The 15,499-nt window shown below is 67.3% G+C and carries 15 protein-coding genes and 1 riboswitch; of the genes, 13 read left to right on the top strand and 2 right to left on the bottom strand.

Annotated features, from left to right (window positions below):
- Positions 1 to 14 precede the first annotated feature (14 nt).
- Entirely contained in the window at positions 15 to 662 is a 648-nt protein-coding gene (locus CJEDD_RS08520; RefSeq protein ID WP_042405619.1) for a DUF1345 domain-containing protein, read from the bottom strand.
- Between the two features lie 2 nt (positions 663 to 664).
- The gene (gene asnB, locus CJEDD_RS08515) at positions 665 to 2,587 is read right to left on the bottom strand and encodes an asparagine synthase (glutamine-hydrolyzing) (protein WP_042405621.1); all 1,923 of its coding nucleotides are present in this window, start codon (positions 2,585 to 2,587) and stop codon (positions 665 to 667) included.
- Positions 2,588 to 3,006: 419 nt separating this feature from the next.
- On the opposite strand from asnB, the gene ctaC reads away from it, so the two are divergent.
- From ctaC to CJEDD_RS08450, 13 genes are all read left to right on the top strand, one after another.
- Entirely contained in the window at positions 3,007 to 4,101 is a 1,095-nt protein-coding gene (gene ctaC / locus CJEDD_RS08510) for an aa3-type cytochrome oxidase subunit II (RefSeq protein WP_042405623.1), read from the top strand.
- Positions 4,102 to 4,119: 18 nt separating this feature from the next.
- Positions 4,120 to 4,551, top strand: coding sequence for an aa3-type cytochrome oxidase subunit IV (gene ctaF / locus CJEDD_RS08505; RefSeq protein ID WP_042405626.1), 432 nt, complete (start codon positions 4,120 to 4,122; stop codon positions 4,549 to 4,551).
- Positions 4,552 to 4,961: 410 nt separating this feature from the next.
- Entirely contained in the window at positions 4,962 to 5,582 is a 621-nt protein-coding gene (gene ctaE / locus CJEDD_RS08500; RefSeq protein ID WP_198132962.1) for an aa3-type cytochrome oxidase subunit III, read from the top strand.
- 59 nt (positions 5,583 to 5,641) lie between these two features.
- A complete protein-coding gene (gene qcrC, locus CJEDD_RS08495) occupies positions 5,642 to 6,490 on the top strand; it encodes a cytochrome bc1 complex diheme cytochrome c subunit (RefSeq protein WP_042405630.1) in 849 nt (282 codons plus the stop codon).
- Positions 6,487 to 7,707 carry a cytochrome bc1 complex Rieske iron-sulfur subunit gene (qcrA, locus tag CJEDD_RS08490; RefSeq protein ID WP_042405632.1) on the top strand — a complete coding sequence of 407 codons (1,221 nt, stop codon included), beginning with the start codon at positions 6,487 to 6,489 and terminating at the stop codon, positions 7,705 to 7,707. The genes qcrC and qcrA overlap by 4 nt, the downstream gene beginning before the upstream one ends.
- Positions 7,707 to 9,338, top strand: a complete 1,632-nt coding sequence (qcrB, locus tag CJEDD_RS08485; RefSeq protein ID WP_042405635.1) for a cytochrome bc1 complex cytochrome b subunit — start codon at positions 7,707 to 7,709, stop codon at positions 9,336 to 9,338. The genes qcrA and qcrB overlap by 1 nt, the downstream gene beginning before the upstream one ends.
- A gap of 362 nt (positions 9,339 to 9,700) precedes the next feature.
- Positions 9,701 to 9,875, top strand: a riboswitch (cyclic di-AMP (ydaO/yuaA leader).
- Between the two features lie 13 nt (positions 9,876 to 9,888).
- Positions 9,889 to 10,644 carry a C40 family peptidase gene (locus CJEDD_RS08480; RefSeq protein ID WP_042405640.1) on the top strand — a complete coding sequence of 252 codons (756 nt, stop codon included), beginning with the start codon at positions 9,889 to 9,891 and terminating at the stop codon, positions 10,642 to 10,644.
- Between the two features lie 196 nt (positions 10,645 to 10,840).
- The gene (locus CJEDD_RS08475) at positions 10,841 to 11,863 is read left to right on the top strand and encodes a C40 family peptidase (protein ID WP_042405637.1); all 1,023 of its coding nucleotides are present in this window, start codon (positions 10,841 to 10,843) and stop codon (positions 11,861 to 11,863) included.
- Positions 11,859 to 12,998: a glycosyltransferase family 4 protein gene (locus CJEDD_RS08470; protein WP_273657708.1), complete on the top strand. Its 1,140-nt coding sequence runs from the start codon at positions 11,859 to 11,861 to the stop codon at positions 12,996 to 12,998. Before CJEDD_RS08475 ends, CJEDD_RS08470 begins: the two co-directional genes overlap by 5 nt.
- An 11-nt stretch (positions 12,999 to 13,009) precedes the next feature.
- Complete coding sequence (locus tag CJEDD_RS08465) at positions 13,010 to 13,972, top strand: ROK family protein (RefSeq protein ID WP_042409617.1); 963 nt, start codon at positions 13,010 to 13,012, stop codon at positions 13,970 to 13,972.
- A 13-nt stretch (positions 13,973 to 13,985) separates the two neighbouring features.
- Positions 13,986 to 14,714 carry a lysophospholipid acyltransferase family protein gene (locus CJEDD_RS08460; protein WP_042409620.1) on the top strand — a complete coding sequence of 243 codons (729 nt, stop codon included), beginning with the start codon at positions 13,986 to 13,988 and terminating at the stop codon, positions 14,712 to 14,714.
- A complete protein-coding gene (locus CJEDD_RS08455; RefSeq protein ID WP_042409622.1) occupies positions 14,711 to 14,953 on the top strand; it encodes a hypothetical protein in 243 nt (80 codons plus the stop codon). The genes CJEDD_RS08460 and CJEDD_RS08455 overlap by 4 nt, the downstream gene beginning before the upstream one ends.
- A 1-nt stretch (position 14,954) precedes the next feature.
- A complete protein-coding gene (locus CJEDD_RS08450; protein WP_042409624.1) occupies positions 14,955 to 15,467 on the top strand; it encodes a polyadenylate-specific 3'-exoribonuclease AS in 513 nt (170 codons plus the stop codon).
- The last annotated feature ends 32 nt before the right edge of the window (positions 15,468 to 15,499 follow it).

The raw sequence follows: 15,499 nt of genomic DNA, 5'->3' as shown, positions 1-15,499 counted from the left end.
GCTTTCCTGTGCGCCTAGCTCCCGAGCGACATGACGAGGTTGATGCTCGTCGCCGTGATCGCGATGCCGAACACGAACGCGTAGATGCTGTGCACCAGCGCCACGCGGCGCATCTCCGGCTGCGTGATCGCGGTGTCGGAGATCTGGTAGGTCATGCCGAGCGAGAACCCGGCGTACGCGAAGTCGAGGTAGGTGGGGTCTTCCTCCTGGTTGAACTCTATCCCGCCGACGGGCGGGTGGGCGTAGTAGACGTCCGCGTAGCGCAGGATGAACACGGTGGTGATGAGCAGCCAGCTCGACGCGACCACCGCGAACGCCGCCAGCCCGGTCGCCCACGCCTCGGCACCCTTCGCGCCGGCCGCGTCGACCATGAGCAGGCCGACCGAGGCGAGCGCGATGAGCGCGGCGAGGTTGACCAGCAGCGCGCGGGAGAGTCTCGACGGCTCCTCGGAGCTGGCGTACGCGGCGGTGCCGGAGGCGTCGAGACGCGAGATGTGCGCCCACACGAGCACGAGGTAGACGATGGAGGCGACGCCCCACCCGTAGGCGGGGGCGCGCCAGGGGCCGGCGAACGTCGCGATGAGCGGCGTCGCCACGGCCATGACCGCGATGAGCACGGTGTTGTGGCGCCGCGCGAGGGTCTTCCGGGATTGGCCGCGCATGGCTACAGCTTAACCGGGTAGTCCTTGTGCTCGATCTGGGGGTCGATGCGGTGCTCGACGAAGATGCCGTGCCAGACCATGAACGCGAGCACAGTCCAGAGGCGGCGCGAGTGGTCCGAGACGCCGTCGCGGTGCTCCTTGAGCATCTCGAGCACTTCCGGCTTGTTGAAAATGTCGTCCGTCTGGGAATCGCGGATGGTGTCCTGGGCCCAGCCATAGAGCTCGTCGCCGGCGAGCCAGTGGCGCATCGGCACCGGGAAGCCGAGCTTCTTGCGGTGCAGCACGTGCTCCGGAACGATCTGCTCCATCGCCTTGCGCAGCGCGTACTTCGTGGTGCCGTGGGTGATCTTCTGGTCGTAGGGGATGGTCTGGGCGACTTCAAAGACCTCCTTGTCCAAAAACGGCACGCGCAGTTCGAGCGAGTTGGCCATATTCATCTTGTCGGCCTTGACCAGGATGTCGCCGCGCATCCAGGTGAACAGGTCGAGGTTCTGCATGCGCGCGACCGGGTCCATCTCGGTCGACGCTGCGTAGATCGGGGCGGTGACCTCGCGGTGATCCCACTCGCGCTTCGCCCAGGGCAGGACGCGCTGCAGCTGCGCGAAGTTGAAGGAGCGTGCGTTGCCGTAGTAGCGGTCCTCCATCGGCGTGGTGCCGCGCTCGAGGAGGCTCTTGCCTTTCACGCCCTCCGGGAGCACGCGACTGAGCCGGTTCAGCCCGCGGTTGAGCGGGGTGGGCAGCTTCTCAAACGGGGCGAGCGAAAGCGGCTCCTTGTAGATCGTGTAGCCGCCGAACAGCTCGTCCGCGCCCTCGCCGGAGAGCACGACCTTGACGTGCTTGCGGGCCTCCTGCGCCACGAAGAAGAGCGGCACGAGCGAGGGGTCCGCGACCGGGTCGTCGAGGTACCACATGATCTTCGGTACGGCCGCCGCGTACTCCTCGGGGGAGACGATCTTCACGATGTGCTCCACACCGATCGCCGCCGCGGACTCGGCGGCGACGTCGACCTCGGAGTAGCCCTCGCGCTCGAAGCCGGTGGTGAACGTGAGCAGGTTGGGGTTGTGACGCTTCGCCAGGGCCGCGATGGCCGTGGAGTCGATGCCGCCGGAGAGGAAGGAGCCGACGGTGACGTCGGCACGCATGTGCTTCGCCACCGAATCCTCGAGCGCCCTCGCAATGCGGTCGTAGAGGTCCTGCTCCTTGCCCTTCACAACGGGGGTGGGGGTGAAGTGAGGCTTGAAGTAGCGGTCGGAGTGGACCTCGCCGCCGGGCTTGAGCGTGACGGTGCAGCCGGACTCCACCCGGCGGATGCCGCTGTGCAGGCTCTCCGGCTCCGGCACGTACTGGAGGTCCACATAGTGCTCGATTGCGCGGCGGTCAAGGCCCAGGCCGAGACCGAGCTCCGGCGCCATCTCGAGGATGGACTTCTTCTCCGAGGCGAAGACCGTGCCCCTGTCCGTCGTGGCGTAGAACAGCGGCTTGATGCCGAACTGGTCACGCGCCGCGAACATTGTCTCCGTCTCCGTGTCCCAGATGACGAACGCGAACATGCCGCGCAGGTGCTCGACCACGTTGGCGCCCCAGTGGTGGTAGCCCACGACGATGGGCTCGCCGTCGCCCTCGGTGTTGAACGTGTAGCCGGCCGCCGCGAGCTCCTCGCGCAGCTCGACGTAGTTGTAGATCTCGCCGTTGAACGTCAGCGCGTAGCGCTCCGGCGACTCGGCGGGGCCCCAGCGCAGCGGCTGGTGTGAGTGCTCGATGTCGATGATGGCGAGCCGGTTGAAGCCGAACACGGCGTCGTCGTCGCTCCAGGTGCCGGCGGCGTCGGGGCCGCGGTGGTACATGCAGGGCAGGGCGCGCTCGACCGGTTCCACGAACGCGGGCGCGTCACTGTTGGCGGACAGCAGGGCTAGAAGGCCACACATACAAACCTCTCCGTATATATAAGGCGCACCCGCGCTCGGGCGCGCCGACGAGTCCCCTCAACAATAGGGTTTGGGCCGCGAATCGGGTGAACCGGCCGCGGCTCGGATCCGCCCAACTTTCGCCGTGCCCCATAAGGGGGCCAACTTAAGGATGAAACCGGGCGACCGTGCCGCGGGTCACACCGCGGGCGCGCGCCGCTGGTCCGCTAACCCGCAGCGTGGGGCTTATTCCGGCGAAAGCAATTGCGTATCGACGATCCTCCGGCCCGCAACGCCCCCGCCCGCCGCCGAGATTCCGACAGCCCCGGCCCCATGAACTATTCTGGCCACATAGGAATGTTCTGCCAGTGCGCTCTGCGTACGGCGTGCGTACGGCACGGGCATTCGGTGGTTTTAGTGTGGACAGGAAGGCAACACACGTGGAAAAGGAAGCAAACCGCGGTTTCGCCAGGAAGGCCGGTGTCGCGGGCGCACTCCTGCTGGGCAGCCTCACGCTGACCGGCTGCGACGTCGCCCCGCCGGAAGGGCTCGCGAACATCCTCGACATGGGCTGGCCCGATCCGGTGACCCCGGAAGGCACCCAGATGTACAACTTCTGGGTGTGGGTCTGGTTGGCCGCCTGGATCATCGGCTTCATCATGTGGGGCCTGTTCATCATGGCGATCGTCCGATGGAACCACAAGGCCCGCGTGAAGAAGGGCGACGGCGAGTTCCCGAAGCAGCTGCAGTACAACGTGCCGCTGGAGCTGGGCCTGACCGCCCTGCCGATCATCATCGTCATGGTCCTGTTCTTCTTTACCGTGCAGGCGCAGACACGGACGACGGCCCTGGATAAGGATCCGAAGGTCACCGTCGACGTCACCGGCTACCAGTGGAACTGGAAGTTCGGCTACGCCGAGGTGGACGGCGAGCTCACCGCGGACGGCAAGACGTACGACGGCCTCGACTCCGAGCGTCAGGCGGCGGCGGAGAAGACGAAGTACGACCCGCAGGACATGCACAACGCGAACCCGATCCACGGCACCTCGATGGGCGATCTGTCCTACCTCAACTTCAACAAGATTGAGACGATCGGCTCCACCGAGGAGATCCCGGTGCTCGTGCTCCCGACTGAAACGGCGATCGAGTTCCGCCTCGCGTCCGGCGACGTGAACCACGCGTTCTGGGTGCCGGAGTTCCTGTTCAAGCGCGACGTGTACGCCCACCCGGAGGCGAACCAGCAGCAGCGCAACTTCCAGATCGAGAAGATTGAGAAGGAAGGCGCCTTCGTCGGCCGCTGCGCCGAGATGTGCGGTACCTACCACTCCATGATGAACTTCGAGGTTCGCGCCGTGAGCCCGGACAAGTTCGAGAAGTACATCGAGTACCGCCGCGAGCACCCGGAGGCCCCGAACTCCGAGGCGCTGCGTTCCATCGGCGAGGAGCCGTACGCCACCACCACCCACCCGTTCGTCACCCAGCGCGACGCGACGCGCGACGGCGACAACACCGTCGACCCGAACGCGAACGTCTAAGAAAGAGAGCACGCAGCAATGGGAACCGGATCAAAAGTTTTCTACGCCATCGGCACCTTCCTCGCACTGATGGCAGTGTTCTACATCCTTGCGACCAACTGGATCGGTGAGGACGCGTACCTGTTCGGCGTCGAGTGGATCGGCGCGGTCGGCCTGACCCTCGCGGCAGCCTTCTCTTTCATGCTCGGCGGCTACCTCAACATCACCGAGCGTCGCATGGACATCGTCCCGGAGGACTGGGAGGAGGCCGAGATGGAAGACGGCGCCGGCGTCCTCGGCTTCTACTCGCCGAGCTCGATCTGGCCGTTCGCGATGGCCGCGTCCATCTGCTTCCTCGGCCTCGGCATCGCCTTCTGGCAGCTGTGGCTGCTGGCCTTCGGCGCGGTCATGCTCATCTGGACCACCGCGCAGCTCAACCTGCAGTACGGCATCCCGCGCGAGAAGCACTAGCCACCCGCGCAGCCCCGCACCCCCAACCTGCCCCGCAGGCTGGGGGTGTTTTCGCGCCTGCAACCCCGGGGGTCAATCGAAAGTTGGGGACGTGGGGGAACGCCGGCGGTGCGGGCCGGGCGGGTGTGAGATATGGCACATGCGGGAACTGTGGGCGGCGGGCGGCGGCGCGCCGGAGGGCGTCGATACGCAAACCGCTCCGGGCGCCGCTTCCGGGGCGGGGGAGCGGTCGGCGCGATGACCTGCAACGTTGGGCGTCGTAAAACGGGGCGAAAAAGTTCCCGGCGAAGCGAAAAAACTTTTTGCAACAAACGTGTCTACAAAAAGGCGCAGCTCCGGGCCGTGCTCACAGGAAAATTACGGGGGTGAGTGAGATGAATATCAGGCGGAGATAGGGGATAATCACACGCGTGACGACCGCAATTACAAACCAAGATATGGCGACACCGCAGAATCGTGTCCCAGCGCTGAACCGTCCGAACATGGTCAGCGTTGGCACGATCGCGTTCCTCGCCCAGGAGCTCATGTTCTTCGCCGGTTTGTTCGCGATGTACTTCACGTCGCGCGCAAACGGCCTGGCCGCAGGGGACTGGGGCAACCAGACCGAGCACCTCAACGTGGTGTTCGGCCTGGTGATCACCATCGTCCTCGTGTCCTCTTCGTTCACGTCCCAGTTCGGTGTGTTCGCCGCTGAGCGGGGTGACGTTTTCGGGCTGCGCAAGTGGTTCACCGTCACCGTCGTCCTCGGCGTGATCTTCCTCGGCCTCGTGGCCTTCGAGTGGACCTCGATGGCGTCCGAGGGCGTGACCCCGCAGGCGAGCGTCTACGGCTCGGTGTTCTACATCATCACCGGCTTCCACATGGCGCACGTGACCGCGGGCATCATCGCCTTCGTCGTCGTGCTGCTGCGCGTGGCCAAGTCGAAGTTCACCCCGGCGCAGGCAACCGCCGCGATGGCGGTGTCCTACTACTGGCACTTCGTCGATGCTGTTTGGATCGGCGTGTTCATCACCATCTACCTCGTTCAGTAGATCGGCCCCGGGTTACGCCCGGGACGCGGAAATTCTGAAAAGTCGTTTAAGGGAACACAATGAATAACTCACCCAAGAAGAAGCGCCAGGGACGCAAGACGCAGCGCACCGTCGCTGGCGCCGCCGCCCTGACGCTGGGGTTGACCGGGGCGGGCCTGCTCGCCTCCGCGCTGACCCCGAACGCGCAGGTGGCTACGGCGGCGCGTGATGACCAGGCGCTCATCCAGGAGGGCAAGGACATCTACGACGTCGCCTGCATCACGTGCCACGGCGCGAACCTGCAGGGCGTGAAGGACCGCGGTCCGTCGCTTATCGGTACCGGCGAGGGCGCCGTGTACTTCCAGGTCAACTCCGGCCGCATGCCCATGATGTCCAATGACGCGCAGGCCGAGCGCAAGCGCCCGCGCTACACCGAGAACCAGGCCCTCGCCCTCGCCGCGTACGTCGCGGCGAACGGCGGCGGCCCGGAGCTCGTGTACAACAAGGACGGCTCCCTCGCGATGGAGGAGCTGCGCGGCAAGAACTACGACGGCAACATCCAGGCGGCCGACGTCGCCCGCGGCGGCGAGCTGTTCCGCCTCAACTGCGCGTCCTGCCACAACTTCACCGGCCGTGGCGGCGCGCTCTCGTCCGGTAAGTACGCCCCGGTGCTCGATCCTGCGAATGAGCAGGAGATCTACCAGGCCATGCTCACCGGCCCGCAGAACATGCCGAAGTTCTCCGACCGCCAGCTCAGCGCTGACGAGAAGAAGGACATCATCGCCTACATCAAGTCCACCAAGGAAACCCCGCTGCCCGGCGGCTGGGGCCTCGGTGGCCTTGGCCCGGTGTCTGAGGGTATGGCGATGTGGATGATCGGCGTGACCCTGGTCGCGATCGCTGCTATGTGGATTGGATCCCGCTCATGAGTGAAGTGAAGAAGAATTACAGCGTCGAAGAGCTCGACCGCATGAACAACGCGGAGCTCGCCGCACTCGGCACCGAGCTCGACGACGTCACGGTCGCCTACCGCAAGGAGCGCTTCCCGGTCGAGGGTGACCCGCGCGAGAAGTCTGCGGAGCGCGGCATCAAGATCTGGCTCACCATCTCGGTGCTCAGCGCGCTCGCCTTCATCGGCGTGTACCTGTTCTGGCCGTGGGAGCCGAAGTTCCACGGCGACGACGGTCTGTGGACGTACACCCTGTACACCCCGCTGCTTGGCCTCACGGCCGGCCTCGCGTTCTGCGCGCTCGGCGTCTCCATCATCCAGTACGTGAAGAAGTTCGTGCCGGAGGAGATCGCGGTGCAGCGCCGCCACGACGGTCCGTCGAGCGAGCTGGACCGCCGCACGACGACCGCGCTGCTCAACGACGCCTGGGAGACGTCGACCCTTGGTCGTCGTAAAGCACTGCAGGGTCTGTTGGGCACTGCGGGCGTCCTCGCCGGCCTCATGGTCATCGCCCCGCTCGGCGGCTTGATCAAGAACCCGTGGAAGGTCCGCCACGAGCTGGACTACCACGGCGATGGCACCCTGTGGACCCACGGCTGGACCATCCAGGACAAGGGCGTGAAGGTCTACCTCGGCCGCGACACCGGCGCGATCGCCGAGCTGCACGAGGGTGAGGTCGGCTCGCACTACAGCACCGCCGGCGTGTCCCGCCTCGTGCGCATGCGCCCGGAGGATCTCGCGGCCGCCGCGATGGAGACGGTGTTCCCGCTCTACCCGGAGGACGTGAACGACGGCGAGGATTACGATCCGGCCCGCGACGTCTACGAGCACCACATGCACTCCATCCACGGCCCCCGCAACCCCGTCATGCTCATCCGCCTGCGCTCGCAGGACGCGAAGCGCGTGGTGGAGCGCGAGGGGCAGGAGAACTTCCACTACGGCGACTACTACGCCTACTCCAAGATCTGCACGCACATTGGTTGCCCGACCTCGCTGTACGAGGCCCAGACCAACCGCATCCTGTGCCCGTGCCACCAGTCGCAGTTCGATGCCTTGCAGCATGGCAAGCCGATCTTCGGACCGGCCGCCCGCGCGCTGCCGCAGCTGCCTGTGACTGTTGACGAAGACGGTTACCTCATCGCCAACGGGAACTTTGTTGAGCCCGTCGGCCCGGCCTTCTGGGAGCGTCAGTCCTAATGAGTACCAAAATGAAACAAGCCGCGGAAAATGTTGATTCGCGCTACACGATCTCGGGCGTGCTGCGCCCGCAGCTGAACAAGGTCTTCCCGACCCACTGGTCCTTCATGCTCGGCGAGATGGCGCTCTACAGCTTCGTCATCCTGCTACTGACCGGTTGCTACCTCGCGCTGTTCTTCGACCCGTCCATCACGAAGGTGATCTACGACGGCGCGTACCTGCCGCTGAACGGTGTCGAGATGTCACGCGCCTACGCTTCGGCGCTCGACCTCTCCTTCGACGTGCGCGGCGGCCTCTTTGTCCGCCAGATGCACCACTGGGCTGCGCTGATGTTCATGATGGCGATGTTCGCCCACATGATGCGCGTGTTCTTCACCGGCGCGTTCCGCCGCCCGCGTGAGGCGAACTGGCTCATCGGCGTCACCCTCGTGCTGCTCGGCATGATCGAGGGCTTCATGGGTTACTCCCTGCCGGACGACCTGCTCTCCGGCGTCGGCCTGCGCATCATGTCCGCGATCATCCTCGGCCTGCCGATCATCGGCACCTGGCTGCACTGGGCGATCTTCGGCGGCGACTTCCCGTCGGACCTCATGCTGGACCGCTTCTACATCCTCCACGTGCTCATCGTCCCGGGCATCATCCTCGCCCTGGTCGCCGCGCACCTCGCGCTGGTCTGGTTCCAGAAGCACACCCAGTTTCCGGGTCCGGGCCGCACCGAGAACAACGTTGTCGGCGTCCGTATCCTCCCGGTGTTCGCCACCGAGGCGATCGGCTACATGATGGTCGTCTTCGCAGTACTCTCTGCGATGGCCGGCCTCACCTCGATCAACTCCATCTGGAACCTCGGCCCGTACAACCCGTCGCAGGTCTCCGCCGGTTCGCAGCCTGACGTGTACATGCTCTGGACCGACGGCGCCGCTCGTGTCATGCCGGCGTGGGAGCTCTACCTGGGCCACTACACCATCCCGGGCGCGTTCTGGGTGGCCATGCTGTGTCTGGTCATGGTGATCCTGCTGATCTCCTACCCGTTCATCGAGAAGAAGATCACCGGCGATGACGCCCACCACAACCTGCTGCAGCGCCCGCGCGACGTGCCCGCACGCACCGGCATCGGCGTCATGGGCCTGACGTTCTTCCTGCTGCTCACTATCTCGGGTGGTAACGACCACGTCGCGCACTTCTTCCAGATCTCGCTCAACGCGATGACCTGGGTGGGCCGCATCGGCCTCATCGTCTTGCCGCCGCTGGCGTTCTTCATCACCTACCGCCTGTGTATCGGCCTGCAGCGCTCGGACCGCGAGGTGCTCGAGCACGGCATCGAGACCGGCATCATCAAGCGCCTGCCGAACGGCGCGTTTGTGGAGATCCACCAGCCGCTCGGCCCGGTGGACGCGGACGGCCACCCGCAGCCGCTCGAGTACGCCGGCGCCCGCGTGCCGAAGCAGATGAACCAGCTCGGCTTCGCCGACTCCGAGACGGTGGGCAAGTTCGCCCCGGCAGAGCTCGGCGTCACCGAGCGCGTCCGCGACATGGAGGAGCAGAACCACCACGAGGCCGTCGAGACGCTGCGCGCGCTCGAGGCCACGAAGGACCGCTCCGACCGCGACGCGACGCACACCAGCGCCGAGTAGGCGCCCACTGCGGTCGTAACCGCGCCCCATTCCGCTTGCGGGATGGGGCGTTTCCTTTTGTCACAACTCGGTGAACTTAGGCATGTGTCGAAGGTCACACAGACTGTTATCTTAGGGTTATGTAGAGGTTTGCGGCGCACGCACATTGCGGCCTGAGTTGACGTAAACATGCAGGTAGACACCCATAGTAGGTGAGCTTTTGTGTATCGACGACCCTCCGGCCGCGCCACGCCAGCCCCGCCCCGGCGCCCCGGATGTTGTTGATAACGGATCTGTAACGGAGTGGCGAATGGACACGGCCGTTGCCGTTTCGTAACCTGATCGAGACATTGCGACAACAGCCGTTGGCAGCATGGTCCGAAAAGAACATATAGCCGTAACCCTCAGGCCCGCCCGCACCCCGCGGACGGCGCGGACAGGGGACCGGGGAACCACAGTGGGAACTTCCGTTCCCCGTGGGGCGCCGGGCCGAACCGGCCCAGGGCTCATTCTCAACACCCCGCCCGACAGCTAACCCGGTTGGCGAAGAGAAGATATGGAGAAACGTACAGTGGCAAAGCACCGTCGCCAGACCAACACCGCAGCCCGCGCAGCAGCGGCCACCACCGCTCTCGCAGCAGGCGCTGCGCTCATCGCGCCGGCCGCCGCCTCCGCCGCCGAGGTCCGTGTGCCCAACACCCCCGTCACCGTCCAGGTTCCGGGCATTGAGAACGTGCCGGGCATCGCCGCGATCCCGGGCATCGACGCCTGGATCCCGTCGCTCTCCGGCGTTTCCGCCGAGGGTGACATCCGCAACGCGATCAACTCCGTGAAGGCGCTGCCGGGCGTGAACAGCGTGCCGGGCTTCAGCGATTTCATCGCCAACGTCGAACGCCAGGTGCTTCCGGCCCAGCCGGCGCAGGTCGCCCAGACCTACGCAGCCCCGGTCGCCGCACCGGCCTCGGCTCCGGCCCCGCAGCCGTCCGTCGGCGAGCGCATCGTGTCCATCGCCCAGTCGAAGATCGGCTCCCCGTACGTCTACGGCGCCGCCGGCCCGGACGCTTTCGACTGCTCCGGCTTCACCTCCTGGGTCTACTCGCAGGTTGGCAAGTCCATCCCGCGCACCTCCCAGGCGCAGGCCTCCGCCGGCCAGCAGGTCGCGCTGAGCGACATCCAGCCGGGCGACATCGTCGTGTACTACAGCGGAGCGTCCCACGTTGCCATCTACGCCGGCAACGGCCAGATTATCGACGCGCTGAACTCCGGCATCCCGGTGGGTTACCGCGACATGTACATGATGCCGATCTACTCTGTGGTGCGCTTCTAAGCGTCGCCGCCCGCGGCGCTCCCGCCGCATCCGAACCCCGGTTCCGCCTTCGTGCGGGCCGGGGCTTTCTTCACGTTCAGCCCCTTGAATCACACCTGTCACGTCTTCGCTCGAGGCGGTATTTTTTGCTTGGCGGGAGGGGCCTGACCGGCTATAGTTTGTTCGTTCTCATCACCCAGGCGAAGAGGTAGTTCTCGTGGGTAAGCACTCGCTCCGTTCCTCCCGTAACCGCAGTGTGCCGGCCGCTGCTGCGGCCAGCATTGTCTTGCTCGGCAGCGCCGCCGCCCCAGCGCGCGCGGACGACGTGGACAAGTTGATCGACGAGATGGATTCCATCTCCCACGAGGCCACCGCGAAGGCGGAGGAGATCAAGGGCCTGGAGGACAAGATCGCGGCGTCCGAGAAGAAGGTTGACGACGCGAACCGCCGCGCGAAGGACGCGAAGGCCGAGCTCGCCTCGCTGCAGGGCGTGAGCCAGGAGCAGCGCAAGAACGTCGGGGACATCGCGCAGTCGCGCTACCGCATCCCGAAGTCCGAGACGCTCATGTCGACACTGGACTCCGGCAACCCGCAAGAGGCGATCGACCGCTCGGCGTACCTCGCCTCGCTCACCCGCAACTCCCAGCGGGCGCTCGACGAGCTCGAGGTGGCCAATCGCCAGGCCGCGGACAAGGCGACCGAGGCGAACATCGCCGTGGCGGAGGCGCAGCACTCGCGCAACGAGCTCGAATCCCAGCGCAAGAAACTGGAGAAGGAGCGCGCGGATCTGGACAAGCGCGTGAAGGACATCGAGACGCGCGTGGACAACCTCAACGAGGCGGACCGCCAGCGCTGGGTCACGAAGGACAACCCGGTTGACGCGGCCGCGCTGCCGGGCGCGGTCTCCGGTGTGGCCGCGGCCGCGCTTGCGGAGCTGGGCAAGCCGTACGGCTGGGGCGCCGCCGGCCCCGACGCGTTCGACTGCTCCGGCCTCATGGTCTGGGCGTACGCGCAGAACGGCATCGGCATCCCGCGCACGTCGCAGGCGCAGCTCGCCGGCGGCACGCCGGTCCCGCTCGACGCGCTGCAGCCTGGCGACATCATCGGCTACTACCCGGGCGTGACGCACGTGGGCATGTACATCGGCGACGGCATGGTGGTCCACTCCTCGGACTACGGCATCCCGATCCAGGTCGTGCCCCTGAACTCTATGCCGATCCAGGGCGCCGTGCGCTATTAAGACGCTCCTTGTCACCAACGACTTCCCGCCCACCGTGGGCGGGATTCAGTCGTATCTGCGGGACTACGTCGACGAGCTTGTGCGCCGCGACGGCGCGGACTCGATCGTCGTGTTCGCCTCGACCCAGGATGCGAGGGCTGCGCGCGCGTACGACGCGAGCCAGCCGTTCGAGGTCGTGCGCTGGCCGCGCCGCGTCATGCTGCCCACGCCCGCGACCGCGCGCGAGGTGGCGCGGCTCGTCTGGGAGCGCGGCGTGGACACCGTCTGGTTCGGCGCCGCCGCGCCGCTCGCGCTCATGGGCGGGGTGGCCAAGCGCGCGGGGGCAAGCCGCGTCATCGCGACGACGCACGGCCACGAGGTCGGGTGGGCGAAGCTGTCCGGGGCCCGCGGGGCGCTGCGCGCCATCGGCCGCCGCGCCGACACGGTGACATACATCTCGGACTACACGCTCGAGCGCCTCCGCGGCGCGCTCGGCGGCCACCCCAAGTACGTGGCGCTGCCGTCGGGTGTAAACACGGGGTTCTTCCACCCGGCCACGCCGGACGAGCGCGCCGCCACCCGCGCCGCCCTCGGCGTCGGCGAGGCCCCGCTCGTGGTGTGCGCCTCGCGCCTCGTCGCGCGTAAGGGGCAGGATGTGCTGATCGAGGGCTGGCCGGAGGTCCGTCGATACGCAGCGGGCGCGCAGCTCGTCATCGTGGGGGAGGGGCCGTACGCGCCGCGGCTGTGCGAGCTCGCGGCCGGGGTCGAGGGGGTGCAGTTCACCGGTGCGGTGCCGCGGGAGCGCCTGCGCGACATCGTCGCGGCCGCCGACGTGTTCGCGATGCCCGCGCGCACCCGACTCGGCGGGCTCGACGTCGAGGGCCTCGGCATCGTCTACCTCGAGGCCCAGGCGTGCGGCGTGCCCGTCGTCGCCGGCGACTCCGGCGGCGCCCCGGAGACCGTCACCGCGGCCACCGGCGTCGTCGTCGACGGGCGAGATGCGTCCGCCGTCGCGGGGGCAATCGCGCGGTTGCTTAACGACGCCGGGGGCCGCGCCCGCATGGGCGCCGCCGGCCGCGCCCACGTTGCGGAGCGCTTCTCCTGGGACGTGCTGGGGCAGCGCCTGTCAATGCTGTGCCGGGGACCGCGGGACTAAACTGCGCAGTTATGGCTGAACAGACTCCGGAGGGCGCGCTCACCGTCGGCTTCGACATCGGCGGCACGAACGCGCGCGCCGCCGTCGTGGACGCGCGCGGCACGATCGTCGACGAGATCCGCACCGGCACCCCGCACGACGCGGACGGGCTCACCCGCACGATCGTGGGCATGGTGGGCGAGTTGCGCGGGAAGTACGACATCGCCGCGGTGGGCCTCGCCATTGCCGGGTTCTTGGACCCGGACTGCGAGATCGTGCGCTTCGCCCCGCACCTGCCGTGGCGCGACGACCAGCCGGTGCGCCGCGACCTCGAGGCGGCGCTCGGGTTGCCGGTGCGCCTCGAGCACGACGCGAACTCCGCCGCCTGGGGCGAGTACCGCTACGGCGCCGCCCGCGACATGGAGACGTGGGTGTTCTTCGCCGTCGGCACCGGCATCGGCGCGACGCTCATGCACCGTGGCGAGATCTACCGCGGCGCGTTCGGCACGGCCCCGGAGTTCGGGCACATCACCGTCGTGCCGGGCGGGCGCGTGTGCTCGTGTGGCAAGCAGGGCTGCCTCGAGCGCTACGCCTCCGGCACGTCGCTGGTGGACTGCGCGATCGACATCGCCACAAACGGCGGGTACCGGAAAGCGCCGCTGTACCGGGCGGTCGTCGAGAAGCGGGCGAGCGGCCACGACATCATGGCCGGCGCACGCGCGGGCGACGAGCTCGCGCTCGCGGCGCTCGACAGCTTCTCCACGTGGCTCGGGCGCGGCCTGGCGATGGTCGCCGACATCCTCGACCCGGCCCAGATCGTGCTCGGCGGGGGTGTGAGCGACGACGCCGACCTGTACCTCGCGGACGCGCGCGCGGCGATGGAGGCGAACATCGTCGGCGCCGGATACCGCCCGCTGCCGGAGATCCTCTGCGCGGAGCTGGGGTCCCGGGCGGGTATGATCGGGGTCGCAGACTTGGCCCGCGAGCCGCATTAAAATGGGAGAAGCGATGGAAAACAAGCGGTATTCCCTGTTCAAAGCTATCCTCGGGCCGCCGCTGCTCGTGTGGAACCGCCCGCGCATCTACGGCGCGGAGAACATCCCCAAAGCGGGGGCGGCGATTCTGGTGTCCAACCACCAGGCGGTGATGGACTCGTTCTACCTGCCGCTCATGGTCCGCCGCCAGCTCACGTTCCCGGCGAAGAAGGAGTACTTCACCGGCACGGGCGTCTCCGGCAAGATCCAGAAGTTCTTCTTCTCCTCGGTGGGCCAGATCCCCATCGACCGGGAATCCAAGGACGCCGGCGACACGCTGCAGGCCGCGGCGGAGGAAGTCCTCGCGCGTGGCGACCTCTTCGGCATCTATCCCGAGGGCACCCGCTCGCCCGACGGGCGCGTGTACAAGGGGCGCACCGGGATGGCACGCGTCGCGATGGCGACGGGCGTGCCCGTCATTCTCACCGCGATGATCGGCACCCGCAACGCGAACCCGATCGGCACCACCATCCCGCGCCCGGCGAAGGTGCGCATCAAGATCTCGGAGCAGATCGACCCGCACGCCTGGGCGCGCGAGCACGGCTACGACCCCGCCTCGCGCGAGGCGGTACGCCCGTTCACGGACTACTGCATGCAGCGCCTCGCGGACATGGTGGGCACGCAATACGTCGACGTCTACGCGTCGGACGTGAAGAAATCGCTGGAAGAGACCGGGGAGTACCCCGAGGGGGCGAGGCCGTGAACAAGCAGTTGATCGTGCGCGTCGTGCTCGTCTGCGTCGTCGTCGCGCTCTACCTCGTCGCGTCGCAGACGGGCTGGCACCCGAAGCTCGCAGGCCCGCTGGCCGTGGCCGCCGTAGCGGTGGTGATGTTCTGGCCGAAGCGCGGCAGCGCAGGCGACGAGGATGGCGCGGAGGGTGCGGAACGTGTGCCGTCGAGACGCGAAATGCTCGAGGAGATCCGCGCGGAGCAGCGCAAGTAGCATGCGGTACTTCTACGACACCGAGTTCATCGAGGACGGCACCACGATCGAGCTCGTCAGCATCGGCATCGTCGCCGAGGACGGGCGGGAGTACTACGCCGTGTCCACCGACTTCGACGCCACCCGCGCGAACGAGTGGGTGCGCGCGCACGTGCTGGACAAGCTGCCGCGGGCGGGCCACCCGTCGTGGAAGCCGTCCGCGCAGATCCGCGACGAGGTGTACGCGTTTCTCACGGCGGGGCGGACCCGCCCGGAGCTGTGGGCGTGGGTGGGCGCCTACGACCACGTCGTGCTCGCCCAGCTCTGGGGCGACATGGCGGGGCTGCCGAACGACCTGCCGCGCTACACCCGCGAGCTGAAGCAATACTGGCAGATGGCGGGCAAGCCCCGGCTGCCGAAAGTGCCCGACGGCAACCACGACGCGCTCGTGGACGCGCGCCACAACCTGCGCAAGTTCCGCGTGTGCGCCGACGCGCTGCCGCTTGACCGCGACGGCGCCGTTTCCAAGATGTGAGATCGCCCAGCCGCTTCGTGGGAACCCGCAGG

The organism is Corynebacterium jeddahense, assembly GCF_028609865.1.
Lineage (GTDB): Bacteria > Actinomycetota > Actinomycetes > Mycobacteriales > Mycobacteriaceae > Corynebacterium > Corynebacterium jeddahense.
This window is presented reverse-complemented; position numbering and strand designations above follow the sequence as displayed.